The following is an 18,991-nucleotide window of genomic DNA, read 5'->3' as shown; positions in this document are numbered from 1 at the left end:
TTTTCTGGTCCTTTGATTGAAAATCATCGTTCGAACACCCGGTCGGCCCACGGCTCACGCTGCTGCCAGCCGCGCTGTTCCAGTTCGGGGGTATCGGACGTGTCTGCCGGGTAACCGATGCACAGCAGAGCGATCAGCGACCAGGTGGCGGGAACGTCGAGCAGGGCATGGACCGCCGGTGGATCAACGATCGACACCCAGCCAAGGCCAAGCCCGCGCAGCCGCGCCGCCAGCCACAGATTGTGGATCGCCAGCACGCACGAATAGCGCAACATTTCGGGCATGGTGGCAATGCCAAGGCCGTGCCCCGCCTCGGGCTGTTCGTCACAGAACACCGCGATCAGTTCGGGCGCCTCACGCAAGCCGTGCAGCTTGAGCGACAGGTAGTGATCGTACCGCGCCTGCCCGGCATAGCGCTCTGCCGCATGGGCGCTTTGCCCATCGGCATGCGCGGCCAGCGCCTCCCGTATGTCCGGCGTCCGCACGCGCACAAAGCGCCACGGCTGGGCATTGCCGACCGACGGCGCCATCGCGGCGCAGGCCAGCAGCGCACACATGTCTGCTTCGCCAACGGCGCGGCGGTCGAAATGCCGCACATCGCGCCGCCAGCGCAGCAATTGCGTGAATTGCTCCGCAAATTCCGCGTAGAACAGAGGCGGGGCGTCGCTCAGAACTCAATCCCCGCCTGCGCCTTCACACCTGAACGGAAGGGGTGCTTGACCATGGTCATCTCGGTGACGAGGTCGGCCACCTCGATAAGCGCGTCGGGGGCATTGCGGCCCGTGACGATAACATGCTTCATCGCGTCGCGCGCGGTCAGCACCGCTACCACTTCATCGACCGGCAGATAGTCATACCGCAGCACGATGTTCAGTTCGTCGGCCAGCACCATGTGATAGCTGGGGTCAGCGATCATGCGCTTGACCTCGTCCCAACCGGCGCGGGCGGCTGCGATGTCGCGGGTGCGGTCCTGTGTGTCCCACGTAAAACCTTCGCCCATCGGCTTGAATTCGACATTGTCGGGAAAGGCGTCGAACACGGCCTTTTCACCCGTTTTCATCGCCCCTTTGACGAACTGGACCACGCCCACTTTCATGCCGTGGCCAATGGCGCGGACCACCATGCCCAGCGCCGCGCTGGTCTTGCCCTTGCCCTTGCCGGTGTGGACGATCAGCAGGCCCTTCTCGCGGGTCTTATTGGCCATGATCTTGGCCTGCGCGGTCTGCTTCTTGCGCATCTTTTCAGCATGGCGCGCGTCTCCGTCTGCAATACCCTCTCGCGCGACCTGATTGTTATCGGCTTCCATCGGCCAGTTCCTTTCGCATCAGATAAACGTCCATGATCCAGCCGTGGCGCGCGCGAAGATCAGCGCGGCGCGCGGCGATGCCGGGCGCGGCCTGAGTCAGAGTCCCCCGTTCGAGCGCTTGTTGCGGCATGCCGAGATAGGCGCCCCACCAAATTTCGATTCCGGCGGACTCGATCGCCTCGAAGGCACAGCCGCTGTCGAGCATCACCACGACCGTGTCCGCCCCCGCAGGCCAGCCGTGCTTGCGCAGCATCCGGCCAGTGGTGATCGTGACGCTTCCCGCCAACGGGTTGAGGGGAATGGCATGGGCCGCGGTCAGTGCATGGATGCTGGTAATTCCGGGGACCACATGAACCGTCGTCTCGACGCCGGCGGCCTTGAGCCGATCAGAGATCCGCAAGCTGCTGTCATAAAGCGAGGGGTCGCCCCAGACCAGCAAGGCGAGGCTCCCGCCATTCGGCAAATGCGTTGCAATCCGTTCGCGCCACGCCGCCGCGATGGCGTCATGCCATTCGTCGACCGCCTGCATATATGGCACGCTCGCGTCCCGCACCGGCATGTCGAATTCGATGATCCGCACGGGCCGGTGCAGGACCTGCGCACAGATCGTGCGGCGCAAATCGACCAGATCGGATTTCGCGCTCCCCTTGCGCGGCAGCAGGATGAGATCGGCCTCGTTCATCACGCGAACAGCCTCGGCGGTAAGGTGATCCGGATTGCCAGTGCCGATACCGATGAGATGGAGGTCGATCATGCTTCTTCCGCCAGCGGGCCGTAGAGGACGATGGCCGGGGCAGACGGCCCCCCCTCGGCCAGCACGCGCGCCAGGCCTGTGATATTGCTTTTGGTGATGCGCTGATCCTGGTGCCCGACATTCTCGGCAAGGATGGCGGGCGTTTCGGGCGCCATCCCGCTCTCCAGCAGCCGTTCGACCAGCGCGGGAAAGGTTCGCCGCGCCATGTACACAACCGTTGTCGCGCGCGGATCGGCCAGCGCAGCCATGTTGAGGTCGTCCGGTAACTGGCCATTGACGCCGTGGCCGGTCACAAACTGTACCCGTCGTGCTTGTTCACGCCGGGTGAGCGGAATGCCGATCGCTGCCGCCGCCGCGCTTGCCGCACTGACGCCAGGAACGATTTCGAAGGCGATCCCGGCCTTGCGCAGCGCGTCTATCTCTTCCTCCAGTCGTCCGAATATGCCGGCGTCCCCCGATTTGAGCCGCACCACGTGCAAGCCGGCCTGGGCATGTTCCACCAGCAGCCGGTTGACTTCGGCCTGCGAGGGCGACGGGCGTCCTGCCCGTTTGCCGACCGGGACCAGTTTCACGTCCCGGCGCGCGCGATCGAGGATCGTCCGCGATGCCAGGTCGTCGAAAAGGATGGCATCGGCAGTATCGAGACGTGCGGCGGCTTTTATCGTCAGGAGGTCAGGATCGCCCGGCCCCGCTCCGACAAACGACACGAAACCGCTCATGCCGCACCCCGGCTATTGAGGGGTGCGATCATGTGGAAGAACGTCCCGGTCACATGCCCCCGCCGCGATCCGGTTTCGGCCACCGCATCGCCATTGGCGTCGGTGACCCGGGCCAGCGGGGCATCGCGCTGTTCGACAATGGTGGAGTAATGGAACTCGTGCCCGCACAGTCGTGTGCCAACAGGAATGCCCGATATGGGAGACAGCAATTCTGCAAGGCGATAGCCCAGATGCATCTTGCGCTCGGCATGGCTGGTGACCAGCCCCAGCAGACCGGCCATGCGGTGGGCGACGCCCGCCTTGTCAATCAGAGCCTCGCCAAGCACCATGTAGCCACCACATTCGCCATGGACTGCGCGCGTTTCGGCATGGTTGCGCAGGCCGGACAGGAAGGTGCCCGCCGCCGCAAGCTTGCCGGCATGCAGTTCGGGATAGCCGCCCGGCAGCCAGACGCAGTCGGCATGGGATGCTGGCGCTTCATTGGCCAGCGGAGAAAACGGCAGGATTTCCGCCCCGGCCCGTCGCCAGCCCTCCACCAGGTGCGGATAGATGAAGGAAAAGGCTGCGTCGCGCGCGATGGCGATGCGCTGTGCCGGGGGCACCGGAAGGCGGCTCTCGACCCGATCCGCTGGCACCGGAATCCGCCTCGCCGCGCGGCGAATGGCGTCGAGATCGGCATGGGCGCGCAAGAATGCGGCGTAGTCAGCGATCGCCCGGTCCAGGTCGGGATGCTCGACAGCCTGCACCAGCCCCAGATGGCGCTCAGGCAAGGTCAGGTCGCCGCGCCGGGGCAACGCCCCCAGGACAGGTATCCCGACCGCCTCCATCCCCTTGCGCACCAGTCGTTCATGGCGCGGACTGGCGACACGATTGAGGATCACGCCCGCGAACGGCAAATGCGGATCGAGGCTCTTGAAGCCCAGCGCAGTGGCTGCTGCTGACTGTGCCTGCCCCGAAACGTCCAGCACGAGCACCACGGGCCAGCCCATGCGGCGCGCCATTTCGGCGCTGGCGCCGTTACCTGAGGCACCGTTGCTGGCAACGCCATCGTAAAGCCCCATCGACCCTTCGGCGAGCACCATGTCCGCCCCTGCCGCCTCGGCCGCGATAGCGTCGAGCAGCTCGCCGTCCATCGCCCAACTGTCGAGGTTGAACGACGACCTGCCGCAAGCCGCCCGGTGAAACGCCGGGTCGATATAGTCCGGTCCGCTCTTGAACGGCTGCACCGTCAGTCCGTCCTCGCTCAGCGCGCGAAGCAAGCCCAGCATCACGGTAGTCTTGCCTGTCCCCGATGCCGGGGCGGCAATGATCAAGCCCGGCACGCTCATTCGGATGCCTCCGAGAAGCGCGAAGAGGCATCCTGGGGCCGGAAGCGGCGGTCATAGCCGGGCGCATAAAGGCTGCTTTCGGCAAAATTCTCAGCCGCCAGCACGCGCCCGACCAGGATCAGGGCGGTGCGCTCCATGCTTCCCGCCACGGCCTGCTCGATCGTGTCGAGCGTGGCGCGCACGATCCGTTGATCAGGCCAGCTGGCGCGCCAGACCACGGCGACGGGGCAATCCGCGCCATAGGCTGGCGTCAGGTCGGCCACCACTTGCGCCAGATTGTGGACCGACAGGTGAATGGCCAGCGTCGCGCCGGTCACGGCAAAATTGGTCAGGCTTTCGGCGGGTGGCATCGTGCTGGCGCGGCCCGGCGTGCGAGTCAGCACCAGCGATTGCGACAGCGCGGGCAGCGTCAGCTCTGCCTCCAGCGCAGCAGCGGCGGCGGCGAACGCCGGGACACCGGGCGTCACGGTAAAAGGAATGTCCAGCGCGCGCAGGCGGCGCAATTGCTCGCCCATCGCCGACCACACCGACAGGTCGCCCGAATGCAATCGCGCCACATCGTGCCCGGCGGCATGAGCAACAGCGATCTCGGCCATGATCTGGTCCAGTTCCAGCGGCGCGGTATTCACGATCCGGGCGTCCGGCGGGCAATGATCGAGCACGGCGACCGGGATCAGCGACCCGGCGTAAAGGCACACCGGGCTGCGCGCGATCAGATCGCGTCCGCGCAAGGTGAGCAGGTCGGGCGCGCCGGGACCGGCGCCGATGAAGTGGACGGTCATGTCGTAGGTTCCTGAAGGTTGACACTGGCGGCAATGGCGCATGTCGCCATGCGATCGGGAGAGATTCGGCGCGGTGCCAACAGGCACGCGCCAGCGCCAGCGGCGGCCAGTGCCGATGCCTCTGCCACGCTGCCGACGTGACGAGCATTCAGGCTGGCGATGGAGCGCGTGGGGGTGGAAACGGCGGCCAATGCATCGGAAGCGACGCCCATCAGCGGCAGGCCCAGCGCTTTGGCCAACGGAAGCAGCACCGCGAGCTTGTCGTGCGCTGTGGCCAGATGCGTCACCGGCGGTTGCCCCTGCCCTGCCAGCGCGAACGCCGCGCGCAGCGAAGGCAAGGCCGCGCCCGACCGAAAGCCGAAGCCTGCGACAATCATAGCGTCACGCTCCACTGCACCACGGGATAGCGGGCGCGCCAGCCGTGACGGTTGCCCAGTGGAGCGGCATCTGCCAGTTCGATCCGCAGCAAACTCCCGCCTTTTTGGCCATGCCAGCGCGTCAGCAGTGCTTCTGATTCCAGCGTCACCGCATTGGCCACCAGCCTTGTTCCGGCGGGCAAACCTGCCCATAGTGTGTCCAGCAAGGCTTCCGACAATCCGCCGCCGATAAACACCGCATCGGGTGCCGGACCATCCGGCAAGGCATCCGGCGCGCGTCCGATAAACACTTTCAGTTGATCAACGCCCAGCGCGACTGCATTGGCTCGCGCACGGTCCGCGCGCACCGGATCAGCTTCTATCGCACAGGCCCGGTTGGCCGGGTGGGCCAGCAGCCATTCGATCCCGATCGATCCCGATCCTGCGCCAATATCCCACAGCAATTCACCGCCGCGCGGGGCCAGCGCCGACAGCGTCAGCGCACGCACCGGGCGCTTGGTGATCTGCCCGTCGGATGCAAACCAGTGGTCCGGTCGGCCCGCCGTCAGCGGCAAGGCATCACCGTGCCCGGCACAGTCGATCCCGACCGCAACCGGATGGGCGATGTCGGTAAAGGACAGCGCCTCGGCGGTTACGCCGCGCATCCGTTCGCGTGGGCCGCCCAATGCTTCCATCACATGCAGCATCGAAGGGCCGAACCCCTGCCCGGACAGACAGTCCGCCAACGCGGTCACCGCCTCGCCATCGCGCAACAGTGCAATCACGCGCTGCCCCGGCGCCAAGTGGGGCTTAAGTCGCTCTAACGGGGCAGCGTGCAGGCCAAGGCAGGCCACATCCTCAAGCGGCCAGCCCAACCGCGCGGTGGCCAGCGTGAACGTGGAGGGCGCGGGGATCGCCACCCATTCGCCCGGTTCGAGGTGGCGGGTTACGCTAGTTCCCGCGCCGAACCAGAACGGATCGCCCGACGCCAGCATCACCACGCGCCGTCCGCGATGTTGCATCAAAAGGGCAATACCGTCGGCAAACGGCACTGGCCATTCCATCACCGGGCAGCTAATCGCGGGCAGCAGCGCAAGATGCCGGGCCGGTCCCATGACCAGTTCAGCCTGCGCCAGCGCCGCGCGGCCAGCGGCGGACAGGCCATCCGGCCCGTCCTCACCGATGCCGATGATCGTCAACCACGCTTCAGGAGAGGACTCAACCATGCCCAATGTCCTCCTGCTGGGCGGCACAACCGAGGCCAGCGCGCTTGCCCGATTGCTCGCGAAGCGCGGCATTGCGGCGACGCTCAGCTATGCCGGACGGACCGCAAACCCCCGTGCTCAGCCGGTTCCGGTGCGGGTTGGCGGGTTCGGCGGAGTTGCGGGGCTGGCCGATTATCTGCGCCACCATCGCGTGACTCATCTGGTCGATGCCACCCACCCCTTCGCCGCGACGATGAGCCGTCATGCGGTGGAGGCGGCCCGTCTGGCCGGGGTGCCTCATGTGGCGTTGACCCGTCGTGCGTGGGAGCCGGTCGCTGGTGACCGCTGGACCCACGTTACGGACATCGACGGCGCGGTCGCCGCGCTGGCCGGGCCAGCCCGCCGCGTCATGCTGGCGTTGGGACGAATGCATGTGGAAGCCTTCGCCGCCCAGCCACAGCACCACTATCTGCTGCGTTTCGTGGACGCGCCGGAACAGCCGCCGGGCTTGCCCCATCACACCCTGATCGTTGATCGCGGGCCGTTCACTGCCGCTGGAGACAGCGCATTGTTGCAGACCCACGCCATCGATCTGGTGGTTTGCAAGAATGCGGGCGGCAGCGGCGCCAATGCCAAGCTGATCGCGGCGCGCAATCTGGGCTTGCCGATCCTGATGATTGACCGTCCCGCCATTCCCAACCGGGCCGAGGTTTATGATACCCAAGATGTGCTTTCCTGGTTGGGTCATCATGCTGAAACCGTGACCGACCGGGGGGTGTAAAGGATCGGGCGCGCGGGCCCATCGATGATCCGCGTCATGCTTGATCCGACGATCACCATCGTGCGCATATCGGCCATGTCCGCGCGCGCCTCAGCCAGCGGTACGATCCGCAATTGCTCGTCAGGCGTCGAAACCGCACGGGCGAACAGGATCGGGCGATCAGGGCCGCACACCTCGCGCAGCAGTTCCAGCACGCGCTTGAACCCTTCGGGCCGGGCCTTCGACCTCGGGTTGTAAAAGGCCATGGCGAAATCTGCTTCCGCCGCCAATCGCAGCCGCTTTTCGATCAGCGGCCAGGGTTTGAGATTGTCCGACAGGTTAATGGCGCAAAAGTCATGCCCCAGCGGCGCCCCCGCCCGCGCGCTGGCGGCCAGCATGGCGGTGATGCCGGGCAGCACCCGAATGTCGAGATTGCGCCAATGGGCCGGGCCAGCCTCCAGCGCCTCGAACACGGCAGCGGCCATCGCGAACACGCCCGGATCGCCAGACGACACCACCACCACGCGCCGGCCCTGCGCCGCCAGCTCCAGCGCATGGGCCGCGCGATCCAGCTCCACCCGGTTGTCGGACGGGTGCAGCGTCAGCCCCGCGCGGGGGGCGATGCGGGCGACATAGGGAATATAGCCGATAACATCGCTCGCCCCGGCCAGAGCAGCGGTGACTTCGGGCGTAATCAGCGCCTCATCCCCCGGCCCCAGACCGGCGATGGCCAGCCAGCCGCTCATGGCCCCGGCACTCATGGCCGCCTTCCCTGTCCATGAATCAGCAGGATCGAGAAATAGGGTGTGACGCTGGTCGCCTCGATCAACCGCGTGACGCGCTGGCCGGGCATGGCGGCATGTTCGACCAGCCAGGCGGCGTCCTCGCGCCCGGCCGCCGCCACCGCGCGGCGCAATTTGGGCAGGTTGCGCCCGATCTTCATCACCACCAGCGCATCAGTATCGCGGATGCGCCGGGCCAGTTCGTCCTCGGGCAGGGTTGCCATGGCTACCGTCAGTACGTCGTCGCCCCAGGTGATGGGAATGTCAGTCGCGTTCCATGCCCCGGCCATGCCGGTGATGCCCGGCACCACCGTCACCGGGACCAAGCCTGCCAAACGGCCATGAAGATGCATGAACGAGCCGTAGAAGAACGGATCGCCCTCACACAGCACAACCACATCCTCGCCCGCCTGTGCCAGTACGAGCAGCCGCTGCGTGCATTCGGCATAGAAGGCGGAAAGACAGTCGTTGTAGCGCGGGTCGGACAGCGGAATTTCGGTGGTCACCGGATATTCCATCGGGATTTCGATCACGTCGGCGCGCAGCATGCCATCGACAATCCGCCGCGCCCGTCCCGGCCGCCCGGCCTTGCGGAAATAGGCAACGTGGCGCGCCCCGCGCACCAGACGGTCGGCGCGCACGCTCAGCAGATCGGCCGCGCCGGGACCAAGCCCGACGCCGTGGATCGTTCCGCAAGCTATGGTCACACTCATTCGGCGCGACTCGCGAGAGCGTTGATCGCGGCCACCGTGATCGCGCTGCCGCCCAGCCGCCCATCGACGATGCAGCACGGCACCGGCGGCGCGGCCCACAACGCGGCCTTGGATTCGGCTGCGCCGACAAAGCCCACCGGACAGCCGATGATCGCCGCCGGGCGCGGGCAATCGGGATCTTCCAGCATATTCAGCAGATGGAACAGCGCGGTCGGCGCGTTGCCGATGGCCACTACCGCGCCTGCCAGATGCGGTCGCCACAGTTCCAGCGCGGCGGCGGAACGGGTGTTGCCCATGGCCCGCGCCATGTCCGGCACTTGCGGCGCATTCAGCGTACAGATGATCGGATTGGCGGCGGGCAGCCGTGCGCGGGTGATCCCCTCGGACACCATCCGTGCATCGCACAGCACCGGCGCGCCAGCGGCCAGCGCTGCCCGCGCAACACTCGCAAAGCCGGATGAAAAGCGGATATGCGCGGCAAGATCCACCATCCCGGCGGCATGGATCATGCGCACCGCCACCTGTTCCTCATCGGCTGAAAAGCGCAGCAGATCGGCTTCGGCGCGAATCATTGCGAAGGACTGGCGATAGATGGCAGCGCCATCGGTTTCATAGACATGAGGCATCAGGAGGTTCCGAAATGGGCAAGAGTGTCGGCCGGGCCAAGCGCGGAGCGAATCGCAGGCCCTCCGGCGCGCGCGTTCAGGGAAAGATCGAACAGTCCATCGCGGCCCGTCAGCGTGACATCGGCTGCGCGCGGGCGGGCACAGCCCTTGGCACAGCCCGAAACATGCAGCCGTCCGGCGACATGCGGGGCAAGGCGGCGGGCAAGATCGCGGGTTTCGACCGAGGCCTGAGGGCAGCAGGGCACGCCCGGGCAGGCATCGACATGCAGCAGCGGATCGGCAGGGTCGGTGATCAGGCCATCCACCTGCATGGCAGGCGCGCCTTCCACGACCAGCACCCGCCACGGGGTGATCATCACCGCTCCGGCAGACGATGCCTCCATCACACCAGCCAGTATCGGCGCCTCAATCCGGCCGAACGGCAGGCCATAAGCCCAGCCCAGATCATGGATGCCCGGCACGACGCGGGCAGCCGACGGCGCAGGCCGAATGTCGCCACAGGCCCATTCGGGCAAGGCAACCGTGTGCCGGGCCATGCGCCCCGCATCCGCGCCGCCGGTTGCCACAAACCAATGGGCCAGCGCGATCAGGGCGTCCACTTCCTGACCCGCAGCAACCGCAACACCGCCCCGATAGCCGTAGGCGCGCAGGATCAAGCTGCCATCTCCGCCGCGTTCAATGCGGAAATCTCCAACCTCGCCACGCAGGACGCAGGCCTGACCCGCATCGATGGCAAAGCCCACCTTGTCCGGCAGATCGGGTAGTTCACCCAGCCGGTCCAGCAATTCGCCCGCAATGCGGTGGCTGTCATCGCCGGCGCGCCAATCCGGCGCGACCAGAATGTTGCGCCGCTGTTCGATGACGGGGTCGCCGTCCACCAAATCGAGCGCCAGCAACCGGTCGAGCAGCGCCTGCCAGCCGGTTTCGCGCATCCCGCGAAGCTGGAGATTGGCGCGGGCGGTGATGTCGATCAGGCCATTGCCATGCAACACGGCGGCATCGCACAGGCCCAGCACTTGCGCGCGGGTCAGCCAGCCAAGCCGGGGCTTGACCCGCACCAGCAACCCGTCGCCTGCCATCATCGGGTGCCACGCATCGGGGCACCAGCCCTTCACCGCAAAGCTGCTCATGCCCTGTCCTCAAGACCGACCGAGATGGGCAGGCTGGCGATGATGGAATTGCGCCGGGTCTGCCACAGCCCGGCGGCATGGAGCGCGGCGAAGCGGGCTTCCATCGCCGCCAGCGCGCCGGGGTTTTCGCGCTCAAGAAAGGCGCGAACATCGGCCTGGCCCAACGTCGCATCGTGATAGAGGTCGAACAGATGCGGCGGCACGCTGCCCGAAAGATGGGCAAAAGCGCCCATATGATCCAGCGTCGCGGCCAGCTCCGCGCCTCCGCGAAAACCATGCCGCATCATGCCTGCGATCCAGCCCGGATGCGCGGCACGGGCGCGGACGACGCGGGCGATTTCTTCGGTCAGGCTGCGCGCGACCGGATTCAGCGGGTCGCGATTGTCGAGATGATAGAGCGCCGACACCCCGCCCGATAGCGCCTTGGCAGCGGCAAAGCCTGCCTCGTGTGCGACATAGTCGGCGGCCAGCAACAAGTCGGTTTCGGGCAAGTCCTGAAGATGGACAAAGGCGTCTGCACCTTCAACGCGCCGACGCAGGCCGTCTGGATCAGGGACGGCCCCGGTCGCATCGCAGGTCGCGTCGAACGCATGGTCCGATGCCGCCAGCCACGCCTCTCCGGCAGCGCGCCGGGCCGCATCGGTATAGACCTCGGCCGCATCGCCGAGACCCAGTCCATAGCGGCCCGGAGCCGGGCCATAGACACGCGGGGCCGCTGCCTGCCCCGCAAACGGGTTCCAGTCCGCTGGTTCATCCCGCAAACACAGCGCGCGCACCGCCTGGCCAAACAGCATGGGCAACGCCGGGAAGGCATCACGGAACAGTCCGGAAACCCGCAGGGTCACGTCAATGCGCGGGCGATCTAGCAGCGCCAGCGGCAGGATCTCGACACCCGTTACCCGTTCGGATGTCATGTCCCACACCGGTTTTGCGCCGAGCAGGTGCAGCGCCATGACGAATTCCTCGCCCGCCGTGCGCATCGTGGCCGATCCCCACAGATCGACCACCAGCCCACGCGGATAATCGCCATGATCCTGCAAATGCCGCCGGATCAGTTCCTCTGCCAGTGTCACGCCTTGCGCATGGGCGGCGCGCGAGGGCACCACGCGCGGGTCTATCGCATAAAGGTTGCGCCCGGTTGGCAGCACATCGCTTCGCCCGCGAAAGGGGGAGCCGGAGGGACCGGGAGGAACGCGTCGTCCGTCCAGCGCCGCCAGCAATCCGGCCCGCTCGGCTGCGCCCTGATCGCCGCACCCGAACACGTGCAGGCCGTCGCCGAACTGGCTTTCCTTGACGTCGCAAACGAAGCGGTCGATCCGGGTGATCGCCTCGACCAGAGTGGCCGCGCTATCAAGGCCCAGCTCGGCCTCAAGCCCCAGCGTTCGCGCTTCCTCCCGGATGGCTGCTTGCAGGCGGTCGCGGCGGGCCGGGTCGAGCCCGTCGGCATTGGAGAATTCATCCAGCAGCGCCTCGATCCGGGCCAGCCCCGCGCCGCTTTCGGTTTGCGCCAGCGGCGGCGGAACGTGTCCGATGGTAACCGCACCGATGCGCCGCTTGGCCTGTGCCGCCTCTCCGGGATCGTTGACGATGAACGGATAAATCACCGGCATCGCGCCGGTCAGCGCCTCGGGCCAGCAAGTATCCGAAAGGGCAACAGACTTGCCCGGCAACCACTCCAGCGTGCCATGCGCGCCGATATGGACCAGTGCGTCCACAGCCCTTGCGCGGAGCCAGAGATAGAAGGCGACATAGCCATGGCGCGGACAGCGGGAGAGATCGTGATAGTCCTCGTCGCGACTGGTGCTGCCACCGCGTTCGGGCTGCAAGGCGACCAGCGCGTTGCCGACAGCCAGCGCGGCAAAACAGAACGCGCCATCGACGACTGCCACATCGGCTTCCGGCTCGCCCCACACGGCGGAAAGATCAGCGCGCAAGGCGTCGGGCAGTGCCGTCAACGCCTTGCGATACTCGGCCAGCGGCCATTGCAGATGCCCACTTTCAAGGCGCATCGCCAGATCGGTCTGGGCCGCCGTGGCATATCCCGCTTGCGCCAGGTCGGCCAGGATCGCCTCGGCTGAGGCGAGCGCATCCAGCCCTACGGCATGGGCCATCTGGTATACCTTGCCGGGATAGGTCGACAGGACCAGAGCAACGCGCCGCTCGGCAACCGGCCTTTGGGCGAGGGCGATCCAGCCCGCCACCCGCGCAGCGATCGCCTCGACCCGGTCGGGATCGGCGCGATGGACGTTGCGGGCGAATGCAAGGTCGGGATCGCGCGTCCCCGCCTCCTTGAAGCTGGCGACTCCCGCAAAGACCCGCCCGTCAATCTCCGGCAGAACGACATGCATGGCGAGGTCTGCCGGGGACAGCCCGCGCGATGTCGTCGCCCAGGCCGCGCGGCCGGACGTAGCGAGCGCCAGTTGAAACACCGGAACGCCCGCGCCATCGAGCGAGGTAGAGCCGTCCTCGCCGCGCGCGGAAAAGGCGGTGGCGTTGATGATCGCCGCCGGGCCAAGGCCGCGCACCCACTGGTCCACCTGATCGCGTACCTGCGGAGCTTTCAGCGAGGGAACGAAAATCGACAACGCGTCAAAGCCGCGCCGCTCGAATACGGCATGGAGGGCGGCAAACGGGTCCAGATCGTGCGCGGTCAGATAAGAGCGATAGAATATGATCAGGACCAGGGGCCGTCCGGGATTGTGCGCGAAGGCATCGGGATCGACCACGCCATGGTCGGGATGCCAACCTCCCGCCACAGCCAAAGGCTCGCAACCTTGGGCAGGCGTATCGGTCAGTCCTGCCAGCCGTGCCAATCCGGCAAGCGCCGCATGCGCCGCCCCTGCGCCCCCCGCATCACACAACTGCGCAAGTTCTCGCAATGCGGACACCGGGACGGTCGAAGCCGCATCCAGCCGCGCGTCTTCCCAGCCGTCGCCGGGCAGCACGGCCAGCGCGATGCCGCGCGAGCGAGCCAAAGCCTCGACCTGTTGCAGCCCGTAACTCCAATAGGGCGTACCGCCGATGAGCCGAATCAGGATCGCCTTCGCGCGGAACAGCGTCCGCTCGACATAAGTATCGACCGATAGCGGATGCATAAGCGCGGCCAGATTGGCGATCCTTAAGGACGGAAATGCCGCATCGGCCGCGCGGGCCATATGCCATGCCGCCGCAAAGGCCCCCAGGTCGCTGTCCGAAAAGGACAGGACCACCAGGTCCGCAGGCTCTTGCCCCAGATCCTGCGGGACGGCGGTTTCCTCCATCCCATGGGTTTCGCGGAAGATGACGTGCATGGCGTGCGCCTACCCCAGCAGCACCGCGCGAATGGCGTCGGCATCGATATGATCATGCTCGGCAATGGCGACGAGCGTGGTGCGCCGCGTCTCGTCAGAGCGCCACGGGCGGTCGTACTGATGACGCACCCGCGCGCCCACCGCCTGCACCAGCAACCGCATGGGCTTGCCGGCAACGGCGGCATAGCCCTTCACCCGCAGGATATTGTGATCGCTGGCCAGCGTTTCGATCCGCGCGACAAGGGCCGCCGGATCGGCGATCTCGCCCCATGCGATGACGGTGCTGTCGAAATCATCATGCTCGTGGTCGTCATTACCGTCATGGTGCGATGGGCGGGCTGCAATGTCGTCCTCGGCTGCGGCGCCAAGGCCCAGGATCACCCGCGGATCGACCACGCCTTCGGTGAGTTCGATAACCGGCACAGGGCGCGGCGCCTCAGCCGCGATGATGGCGCGCGCGGCGGCGACGCCCTTGGGTCCGGCCAGATCGACCTTGGTGAGCAGAACCATATCGGCGCAGGCGAGTTGATCTTCGAACACCTCCGACAGCGGTGTTTCATGGTCGATGCTCGGATCGGCGGCGCGCTGAATATCCAGCGCTGCCACATCGGGCGCAAACCGCCCTGCCGCAACCGCCTCGGCATCGGCCAGCGCCAGTACGCCGTCCACGGTGATCCGGCTGCGGATCGCAGGCCAGTCGAACGCCTTGAGCAACGGCTTGGGCAGCGCCAGACCCGATGTCTCGATCAGGATGTGATCGGGGCGCGGATCAAGCGCCAGCAGCTTTTCCACCGTCGGGATGAAATCGTCCGCCACGGTGCAGCAGATGCATCCATTGGCCAGTTCGACGATGTTTTCCGCCGGGCAATCGGGAATGGCGCAGGATTGCAGAATGTCGCCATCCACCCCCAGCGTGCCGAATTCGTTGACCACCACCGCCAGCCTGCGCCCACCGGCATTGCGGATCAGATGGCTGATGAGCGTGGTTTTCCCTGCGCCCAGAAAGCCCGTAATGATCGTGACCGGCACCTTTGACAGGGAGACCTTGGACAGGTCTGGCATGGCAACTTCTCCGCGCGCCAGAGCGAGACACGGCGGGGCTTGCCGGACAAGTCCGGTCGGCGCGCGGCGACGGGCGGGCGCGATGAAGCACCCGTTACCACACGGCCGTGCAGCCCCAGCCACACAGCTTCGTCGCTCAGACGGAGAGTTACCGTGCCGTGACCATCCCCTGGATCAGGCAAGAGCGACCGGTGCGCCGGCAGGTCTCCTGGCTCGCGGGTCACAGCTTGATGCACGCCTTCCCAGACTTGGCGCAATGCGCCGTCCAGTGGCTGCTCCTGACTTCAGGAGCATGTGCATCGCGCTATCCGCTTACAGTTGCAGGGACAGCCACGGATTTGGGAGCAAGCTCCCGCACCGCATTCCCGATTAAGCCCCTTGCGGGGCACCGGCGCGATCATCGAAGGATGGAATCAACCAGTCCTTCGATGATCGCCCTAGACGAAGATGGAAGCCAAGCCAATTGCTGTTGTCACACTATCTGCTTCGCGCCACCCCTGTATCTCGCCTAGGTTGGCGGCCAGCCGTTCGATCGCATCGCAGGGATAGGTCCAGAGCGATATCTCTGTTGCGCCTTTTCTGATCCGGCACGTCCCCGATCGGGGCAGGCGGCCGTCCTTGCCCCACCGTATCCGCTCGCGGGACGTGATACCGAGAATATCCTCGACCTGCCGTTGGCTGACAGGCTTGCACGCTATCCCGAAAAGCCGTTTCCGTATGGCATCGACGAGATCCTCCGCAGACTGTATCGAGTCTGGCTCAAAGACACAGCTTCGGCTGGATTTTACGAATGTTCCGGTCGAACGCGCCATCAGCATCCGGATCGCGGCGTCACGCTCACCGCGATGCACACGAAGTCCGAGCGGCATACGGACATCAAGATCGATTGAGACGGTGCAGGACTTGTCGTCGTGCCGGAGCAAGACACAACGATCGACACGGGACCGGTCAGGCAACGACCGAGACCTCGATTTCATCGAAACGCTTCCAGCGGTAGATCGCGAAACTCGCCAGCCAACAGAACACGAAAAGTCCGATGATGGCGAAGCCCAGGCCATTGAAATTTTCGCCCAGTTCAACGGCGACCCGCCATGGCGCACCCTCAAGGCCCAGCTTGTCACCGATCAGGGCCAGCGTTTCGATTCCGCCAATGACAATCGCCACGATGGCCGAGATCAGGGTGATGGTGATATTGTAATAGAGCTTGCGGATCGGCTTCACGAAGGCCCATTCATAAGCGCCCAGCATCACCACGCCGTCCACCGTATCGATCAAGGCCATGCCGACGGCGAACAGGGCGGGCAGGACCAGAATCGTGCCGATCGACAGGCCATCGGCAGCCTGACTGGCCGACATGCCCAGAATGGCGACTTCGGTTGCGGTATCGAACCCAAGCCCGAACAGAAAACCCAGCGGGGCCATATGCCAGCTCTTGTTCACCAGGCGGAACATCGGCCTGAATAGCCTGGAGAGCAGCCCGCGCCCACCCAATAGCAGATCAAGATCGTCGTCAACATAGTGGCCGCCCGCGCGAACATGGGCAAAAGTCCGCCAGACGGAGCGCAAGATAACAAGGTTCATGCCGGCGATCGTGAACAGGAAAATCGCGGAAATCACGGTTGCAACCACGCCGCCGATTTCCTTGAAGGCGCCAAACCCTGACAGTGCACTGGTCGTCACCGCAATGATGATCGATGCTATGGCAATGATTCCGGAATGCCCGATTGCAAACCAGAATCCCACGGCGATGGGCCGCTTCCCGTCCTGCATCAGCTTGCGGGTCACATTGTCGATGGCGGCAATATGATCGGCGTCGACCGCATGGCGCAGACCCAGTCCCCAGGCAAGCAAGGCGGTGCCCAGCATCAATGGCTGCGTATGGAACAGGCTGAATGCCCAGACCCAGACGGCGATATTTGCCGCGATCAAACCGGCGAACAATATGCCGATCCGGCGGCGCAACGACAGGACGGGCGGTGTTACAATCTGGGTCATGGCGATCTCGGCTGATGCTTGGGGACACAGGAAGCGCGGCGCCGGATTCAGCGCCGCGCAGAGTAAGAGCGGCTAGAAAGTTACCTTCGCGCCAATTCTTACGGTTCGCGGCTCCACCACGCGGCTGAGCCGTCCCTCCACCGGGCCGCCGAGGTCATAGGCGGGCAAGTAGGACTCGTAGAAGTAGGCAATGTCCTTTTCGCGGCTCCCCAGAAGATTCAGCATCTCACCGTAGATCTCGACCCTTTTTCCCTTCCATGCGGCCCGGGCGTTGACGACAGTGCTGCCCGGATCGCGCAGGCTATTATCCTCAACCAGCGGAGACGGTCCGAGGTGGCGCATCCGAAGGCTCGCGACCCAAGGATCGAGAATCAGCGATGCACCTGCCGATGCCGCGTTCTCGAAGGCATTGGGAATATGATCGCCATTTTCATAGCGGGCGTAGCTCGCGGTGTAATTCCCGTCGAGTGCCAGCCAGGGGAACGGTCGCCAGAATGCGACAATCTCGTAACCGCGCCGCCGACTGGCACCGGAAGGCTCGACAGCATTGGAATCCCCGACGAAGCGCAACTCACTGTCAACATCCAGCCACCAATAGGTCGTGGTCAGCGTGACACCCTTGAATTGCACGCGCGCGCCCAATTCCTTGCCCGTGCCGCGCACCAGCACCGGGACCGGCGTATCGACATTCACCGCGCCACGCACATCGTTGGAATGAAAACCGCGCCCCCAATTGGCATAGGCTTCCAGATGCGGCGTGATCTCATAAGCGAAAGACGCCTTGGGTGAGACCAGGGAGGCAGAGCCTCGGCCCTCGCCCAACCCGGCGGCAACGGCATCGCGCGCGCGAACCGAGTAGCGATAATGGTCGCCGCGCAGGCCCGTTATCACCCGCAGCCCTGCCAACGGCTTCCAACTGGCCTCGCCATAAAGCGCGGATGACAGCTCCTTGACCCGGTAGTGCCCAAGCGAGGCCAGAAATGCGCGGTTGCTCGTCCTGTCAACGCCGACATTGCCGATGGCGTCATAGCGGTTCTCGGTCCCGACGGTCAGCGTCAGCGCTGGACTGACGTCCCATTGCTTTTGGGCGTTCAGCCCCATCACCCAGCGCCGATCAAACTGATCGATCTGCGCACCTGTGCCATCCGGGTCGGTATACGTGGGGTTGGAGAACATCGACCAGTCGTAAAATTGGGCATAGGCATTGGCGTGCCAGGTGGGTTGTTTGACCGCAACATTGCCGATCAGGCGCGTTGTCTCCCCCCGTGCGGAGGGATCGGGCGAGCAAAATACATCGGCGCACAATGCAGTTCCCACGATCCGCTCAGGGATCTGCTCGGTCGGCCGCCATGTCGCCCGGTAACCGTGAAGCGACGCCTCGATCGTACCCGCGCCCATCGGCAAGTGGTATTTGGCAAAGCCCGAATAGTGGCGCAGGCGCTCTGGTTCCTGCCACGGCCCGTCGTAGGTTTTTGCCTGGGCGACCAGCGTAAGATCGCCCGCCCCCAGATCATGCAATGTCCCGCCTGCCGCAGCGCGGCGCCAGCCGTAGGAGCCGCCCTCGGCCGATACCCAGGGCCGGTCATAGCCGTCAATCGTGGTCATATAGGCCGCGCCGGCCAGCGCGAAATCGCCGCCGTCCGCGCGATATGGACCCTTGCGGAAATCCTCGCGCGCGACGATCTCAGGAATAAGACCGTTGAGATCGAGATAGCCATGGCCATGCCCATGGGTGCGAAAGTTCATCTGCACCCCATCGATATAGGTAGTGAAATCCGAGCCATGGTCGAGGTTGAAACCACGCAGGAAATATTGGTTCGCCTTACCGCTGCCCGAATGCTGGGCCGCGACCATGCCTGGAACCGCTTCCAGCAGTTCGGCCACGCGCAGCAAAGGGCGTACCAGCAGATCGGCGCCGCTAACGCTGCCCTCGCTTGCGGCCTGGGCCGTACCGATTTTGGTTTCTCCGCGCCCAAAAACTACGATTTCGCTACTGGCCTCATCGGCGATTTCACCGGCATCGGCTTCGGAAGCTGCCGTTTCGGCATAGCAAGGCATGGCGGTAAAGGTCAGCGCGAGCGCGCTGGTCATGATGGTCTTGATCACAAATAGTCCCCCGGCGTCTTGCGACGTGGCCGGGGCAAACCCGCGCGAACGGGCGACACGCGCGGCGGCCGGACGCC

18 protein-coding genes and 1 riboswitch are annotated in these 18,991 nt (G+C 65.4%); of the genes, 1 reads left to right on the top strand and 17 read right to left on the bottom strand.

What is annotated here, in order from left to right:
* Positions 1–23: 23 nt before the first annotated feature.
* From bluB to AX724_RS06180, 8 genes are read right to left on the bottom strand one after another with little or no spacing between them, the layout of a single operon-like run.
* Positions 24–671 (bottom strand): 5,6-dimethylbenzimidazole synthase, encoded by a 648-nt coding sequence (gene bluB, locus AX724_RS06215; protein ID WP_197421495.1) that lies wholly within the window; start codon positions 669–671, stop codon positions 24–26.
* Positions 668–1,306 carry a cob(I)yrinic acid a,c-diamide adenosyltransferase gene (gene cobO, locus AX724_RS06210; RefSeq protein ID WP_066764461.1) on the bottom strand — a complete coding sequence of 213 codons (639 nt, stop codon included), beginning with the start codon at positions 1,304–1,306 and terminating at the stop codon, positions 668–670. Before cobO ends, bluB begins: the two co-directional genes overlap by 4 nt.
* Positions 1,293–2,060: a precorrin-6A synthase (deacetylating) gene (cobF, locus tag AX724_RS06205; protein WP_066764460.1), complete on the bottom strand. Its 768-nt coding sequence runs from the start codon at positions 2,058–2,060 to the stop codon at positions 1,293–1,295. The genes cobO and cobF overlap by 14 nt, the downstream gene beginning before the upstream one ends.
* Positions 2,057–2,779 (bottom strand): uroporphyrinogen-III C-methyltransferase, encoded by a 723-nt coding sequence (cobA, locus tag AX724_RS06200; RefSeq protein ID WP_066764459.1) that lies wholly within the window; start codon positions 2,777–2,779, stop codon positions 2,057–2,059. The genes cobF and cobA overlap by 4 nt, the downstream gene beginning before the upstream one ends.
* A complete protein-coding gene (locus tag AX724_RS06195) occupies positions 2,776–4,107 on the bottom strand; it encodes a cobyrinate a,c-diamide synthase (protein WP_066764457.1) in 1,332 nt (443 codons plus the stop codon). Before AX724_RS06195 ends, cobA begins: the two co-directional genes overlap by 4 nt.
* Positions 4,104–4,889: a precorrin-4 C(11)-methyltransferase gene (gene cobM / locus AX724_RS06190; protein ID WP_066764455.1), complete on the bottom strand. Its 786-nt coding sequence runs from the start codon at positions 4,887–4,889 to the stop codon at positions 4,104–4,106. The genes AX724_RS06195 and cobM overlap by 4 nt, the downstream gene beginning before the upstream one ends.
* Positions 4,886–5,266: a cobalamin biosynthesis protein gene (locus AX724_RS06185; protein WP_066764453.1), complete on the bottom strand. Its 381-nt coding sequence runs from the start codon at positions 5,264–5,266 to the stop codon at positions 4,886–4,888. The genes cobM and AX724_RS06185 overlap by 4 nt, the downstream gene beginning before the upstream one ends.
* Positions 5,263–6,471, bottom strand: a complete 1,209-nt coding sequence (locus AX724_RS06180; RefSeq protein ID WP_066764451.1) for a bifunctional cobalt-precorrin-7 (C(5))-methyltransferase/cobalt-precorrin-6B (C(15))-methyltransferase — start codon at positions 6,469–6,471, stop codon at positions 5,263–5,265. Before AX724_RS06180 ends, AX724_RS06185 begins: the two co-directional genes overlap by 4 nt.
* Here AX724_RS06180 and AX724_RS06175 point away from each other — a divergent pair.
* A complete protein-coding gene (locus tag AX724_RS06175) occupies positions 6,470–7,231 on the top strand; it encodes a cobalt-precorrin-6A reductase (protein WP_066764449.1) in 762 nt (253 codons plus the stop codon). The two genes, AX724_RS06180 and AX724_RS06175, sit on opposite strands and share 2 nt — an antisense overlap.
* Here the strand turns inward: AX724_RS06175 and cobJ are convergent.
* From cobJ to AX724_RS06130, 9 genes are all read right to left on the bottom strand, one after another.
* A complete protein-coding gene (cobJ, locus tag AX724_RS06170; RefSeq protein ID WP_066764447.1) occupies positions 7,198–7,956 on the bottom strand; it encodes a precorrin-3B C(17)-methyltransferase in 759 nt (252 codons plus the stop codon). The two genes, AX724_RS06175 and cobJ, sit on opposite strands and share 34 nt — an antisense overlap.
* Positions 7,957–7,967: 11 nt before the next feature.
* Positions 7,968–8,705 (bottom strand): precorrin-2 C(20)-methyltransferase, encoded by a 738-nt coding sequence (gene cobI / locus AX724_RS06165; protein WP_066764443.1) that lies wholly within the window; start codon positions 8,703–8,705, stop codon positions 7,968–7,970.
* Positions 8,702–9,331 carry a precorrin-8X methylmutase gene (locus AX724_RS06160; protein WP_066764441.1) on the bottom strand — a complete coding sequence of 210 codons (630 nt, stop codon included), beginning with the start codon at positions 9,329–9,331 and terminating at the stop codon, positions 8,702–8,704. The genes cobI and AX724_RS06160 overlap by 4 nt, the downstream gene beginning before the upstream one ends.
* Complete coding sequence (locus tag AX724_RS06155; protein ID WP_066764439.1) at positions 9,331–10,461, bottom strand: cobalamin biosynthesis protein CobG; 1,131 nt, start codon at positions 10,459–10,461, stop codon at positions 9,331–9,333. Before AX724_RS06155 ends, AX724_RS06160 begins: the two co-directional genes overlap by 1 nt.
* Complete coding sequence (gene cobN / locus AX724_RS06150; RefSeq protein WP_066764438.1) at positions 10,458–13,751, bottom strand: cobaltochelatase subunit CobN; 3,294 nt, start codon at positions 13,749–13,751, stop codon at positions 10,458–10,460. The genes AX724_RS06155 and cobN overlap by 4 nt, the downstream gene beginning before the upstream one ends.
* 9 nt (positions 13,752–13,760) lie before the next feature.
* Positions 13,761–14,813 (bottom strand): cobalamin biosynthesis protein CobW, encoded by a 1,053-nt coding sequence (gene cobW / locus AX724_RS06145; protein WP_066764436.1) that lies wholly within the window; start codon positions 14,811–14,813, stop codon positions 13,761–13,763.
* 181 nt (positions 14,814–14,994) lie between these two features.
* Positions 14,995–15,221, bottom strand: a riboswitch (cobalamin riboswitch).
* Positions 15,222–15,250: 29 nt separating this feature from the next.
* On the bottom strand, positions 15,251–15,736 hold the full coding sequence (locus AX724_RS06140; protein WP_156448008.1) for a hypothetical protein: 486 nt from the start codon (positions 15,734–15,736) through the stop codon (positions 15,251–15,253).
* 25 nt (positions 15,737–15,761) lie between these two features.
* A complete protein-coding gene (locus AX724_RS06135) occupies positions 15,762–16,808 on the bottom strand; it encodes a HoxN/HupN/NixA family nickel/cobalt transporter (RefSeq protein WP_066764432.1) in 1,047 nt (348 codons plus the stop codon).
* A 72-nt stretch (positions 16,809–16,880) separates the two neighbouring features.
* Positions 16,881–18,866: a TonB-dependent receptor gene (locus tag AX724_RS06130; RefSeq protein WP_425516684.1), complete on the bottom strand. Its 1,986-nt coding sequence runs from the start codon at positions 18,864–18,866 to the stop codon at positions 16,881–16,883.
* Positions 18,867–18,991: the final 125 nt, after the last annotated feature.

It is taken from the genome of Sphingobium sp. CCH11-B1 (assembly GCF_001556865.1).
In the GTDB taxonomy this organism is placed as follows: Bacteria; Pseudomonadota; Alphaproteobacteria; order Sphingomonadales; family Sphingomonadaceae; genus Sphingobium.
Note: the sequence above shows the minus strand (reverse complement) of the source record. Positions and strands in the feature narration are given on the sequence as shown.

What these genes read in the sequence shown, in the direction of transcription:
- cobN (WP_066764438.1), bottom strand. Translation starts at nt 13,751, where the DNA reads ATGCACGTCATCTTCCGCGAAACCCATGGGATGGAGGAAACCGCCGTC.
- cobO (WP_066764461.1), bottom strand. Translation starts at nt 1,306, where the DNA reads ATGGAAGCCGATAACAATCAGGTCGCGCGAGAGGGTATTGCAGACGGA.
- AX724_RS06155 (WP_066764439.1), bottom strand. Translation starts at nt 10,461, where the DNA reads ATGAGCAGCTTTGCGGTGAAGGGCTGGTGCCCCGATGCGTGGCACCCG.
- cobJ (WP_066764447.1), bottom strand. Translation starts at nt 7,956, where the DNA reads ATGAGCGGCTGGCTGGCCATCGCCGGTCTGGGGCCGGGGGATGAGGCG.
- cobM (WP_066764455.1), bottom strand. Translation starts at nt 4,889, where the DNA reads ATGACCGTCCACTTCATCGGCGCCGGTCCCGGCGCGCCCGACCTGCTC.
- AX724_RS06130 (WP_425516684.1), bottom strand. Translation starts at nt 18,866, where the DNA reads ATGCCTTGCTATGCCGAAACGGCAGCTTCCGAAGCCGATGCCGGTGAA.
- cobW (WP_066764436.1), bottom strand. Translation starts at nt 14,813, where the DNA reads ATGCCAGACCTGTCCAAGGTCTCCCTGTCAAAGGTGCCGGTCACGATC.
- AX724_RS06185 (WP_066764453.1), bottom strand. Translation starts at nt 5,266, where the DNA reads ATGATTGTCGCAGGCTTCGGCTTTCGGTCGGGCGCGGCCTTGCCTTCG.
- AX724_RS06195 (WP_066764457.1), bottom strand. Translation starts at nt 4,107, where the DNA reads ATGAGCGTGCCGGGCTTGATCATTGCCGCCCCGGCATCGGGGACAGGC.
- AX724_RS06160 (WP_066764441.1), bottom strand. Translation starts at nt 9,331, where the DNA reads ATGCCTCATGTCTATGAAACCGATGGCGCTGCCATCTATCGCCAGTCC.
- AX724_RS06175 (WP_066764449.1), top strand. Translation starts at nt 6,470, where the DNA reads ATGCCCAATGTCCTCCTGCTGGGCGGCACAACCGAGGCCAGCGCGCTT.
- AX724_RS06135 (WP_066764432.1), bottom strand. Translation starts at nt 16,808, where the DNA reads ATGACCCAGATTGTAACACCGCCCGTCCTGTCGTTGCGCCGCCGGATC.
- cobF (WP_066764460.1), bottom strand. Translation starts at nt 2,060, where the DNA reads ATGATCGACCTCCATCTCATCGGTATCGGCACTGGCAATCCGGATCAC.
- cobI (WP_066764443.1), bottom strand. Translation starts at nt 8,705, where the DNA reads ATGAGTGTGACCATAGCTTGCGGAACGATCCACGGCGTCGGGCTTGGT.
- cobA (WP_066764459.1), bottom strand. Translation starts at nt 2,779, where the DNA reads ATGAGCGGTTTCGTGTCGTTTGTCGGAGCGGGGCCGGGCGATCCTGAC.
- AX724_RS06180 (WP_066764451.1), bottom strand. Translation starts at nt 6,471, where the DNA reads ATGGTTGAGTCCTCTCCTGAAGCGTGGTTGACGATCATCGGCATCGGT.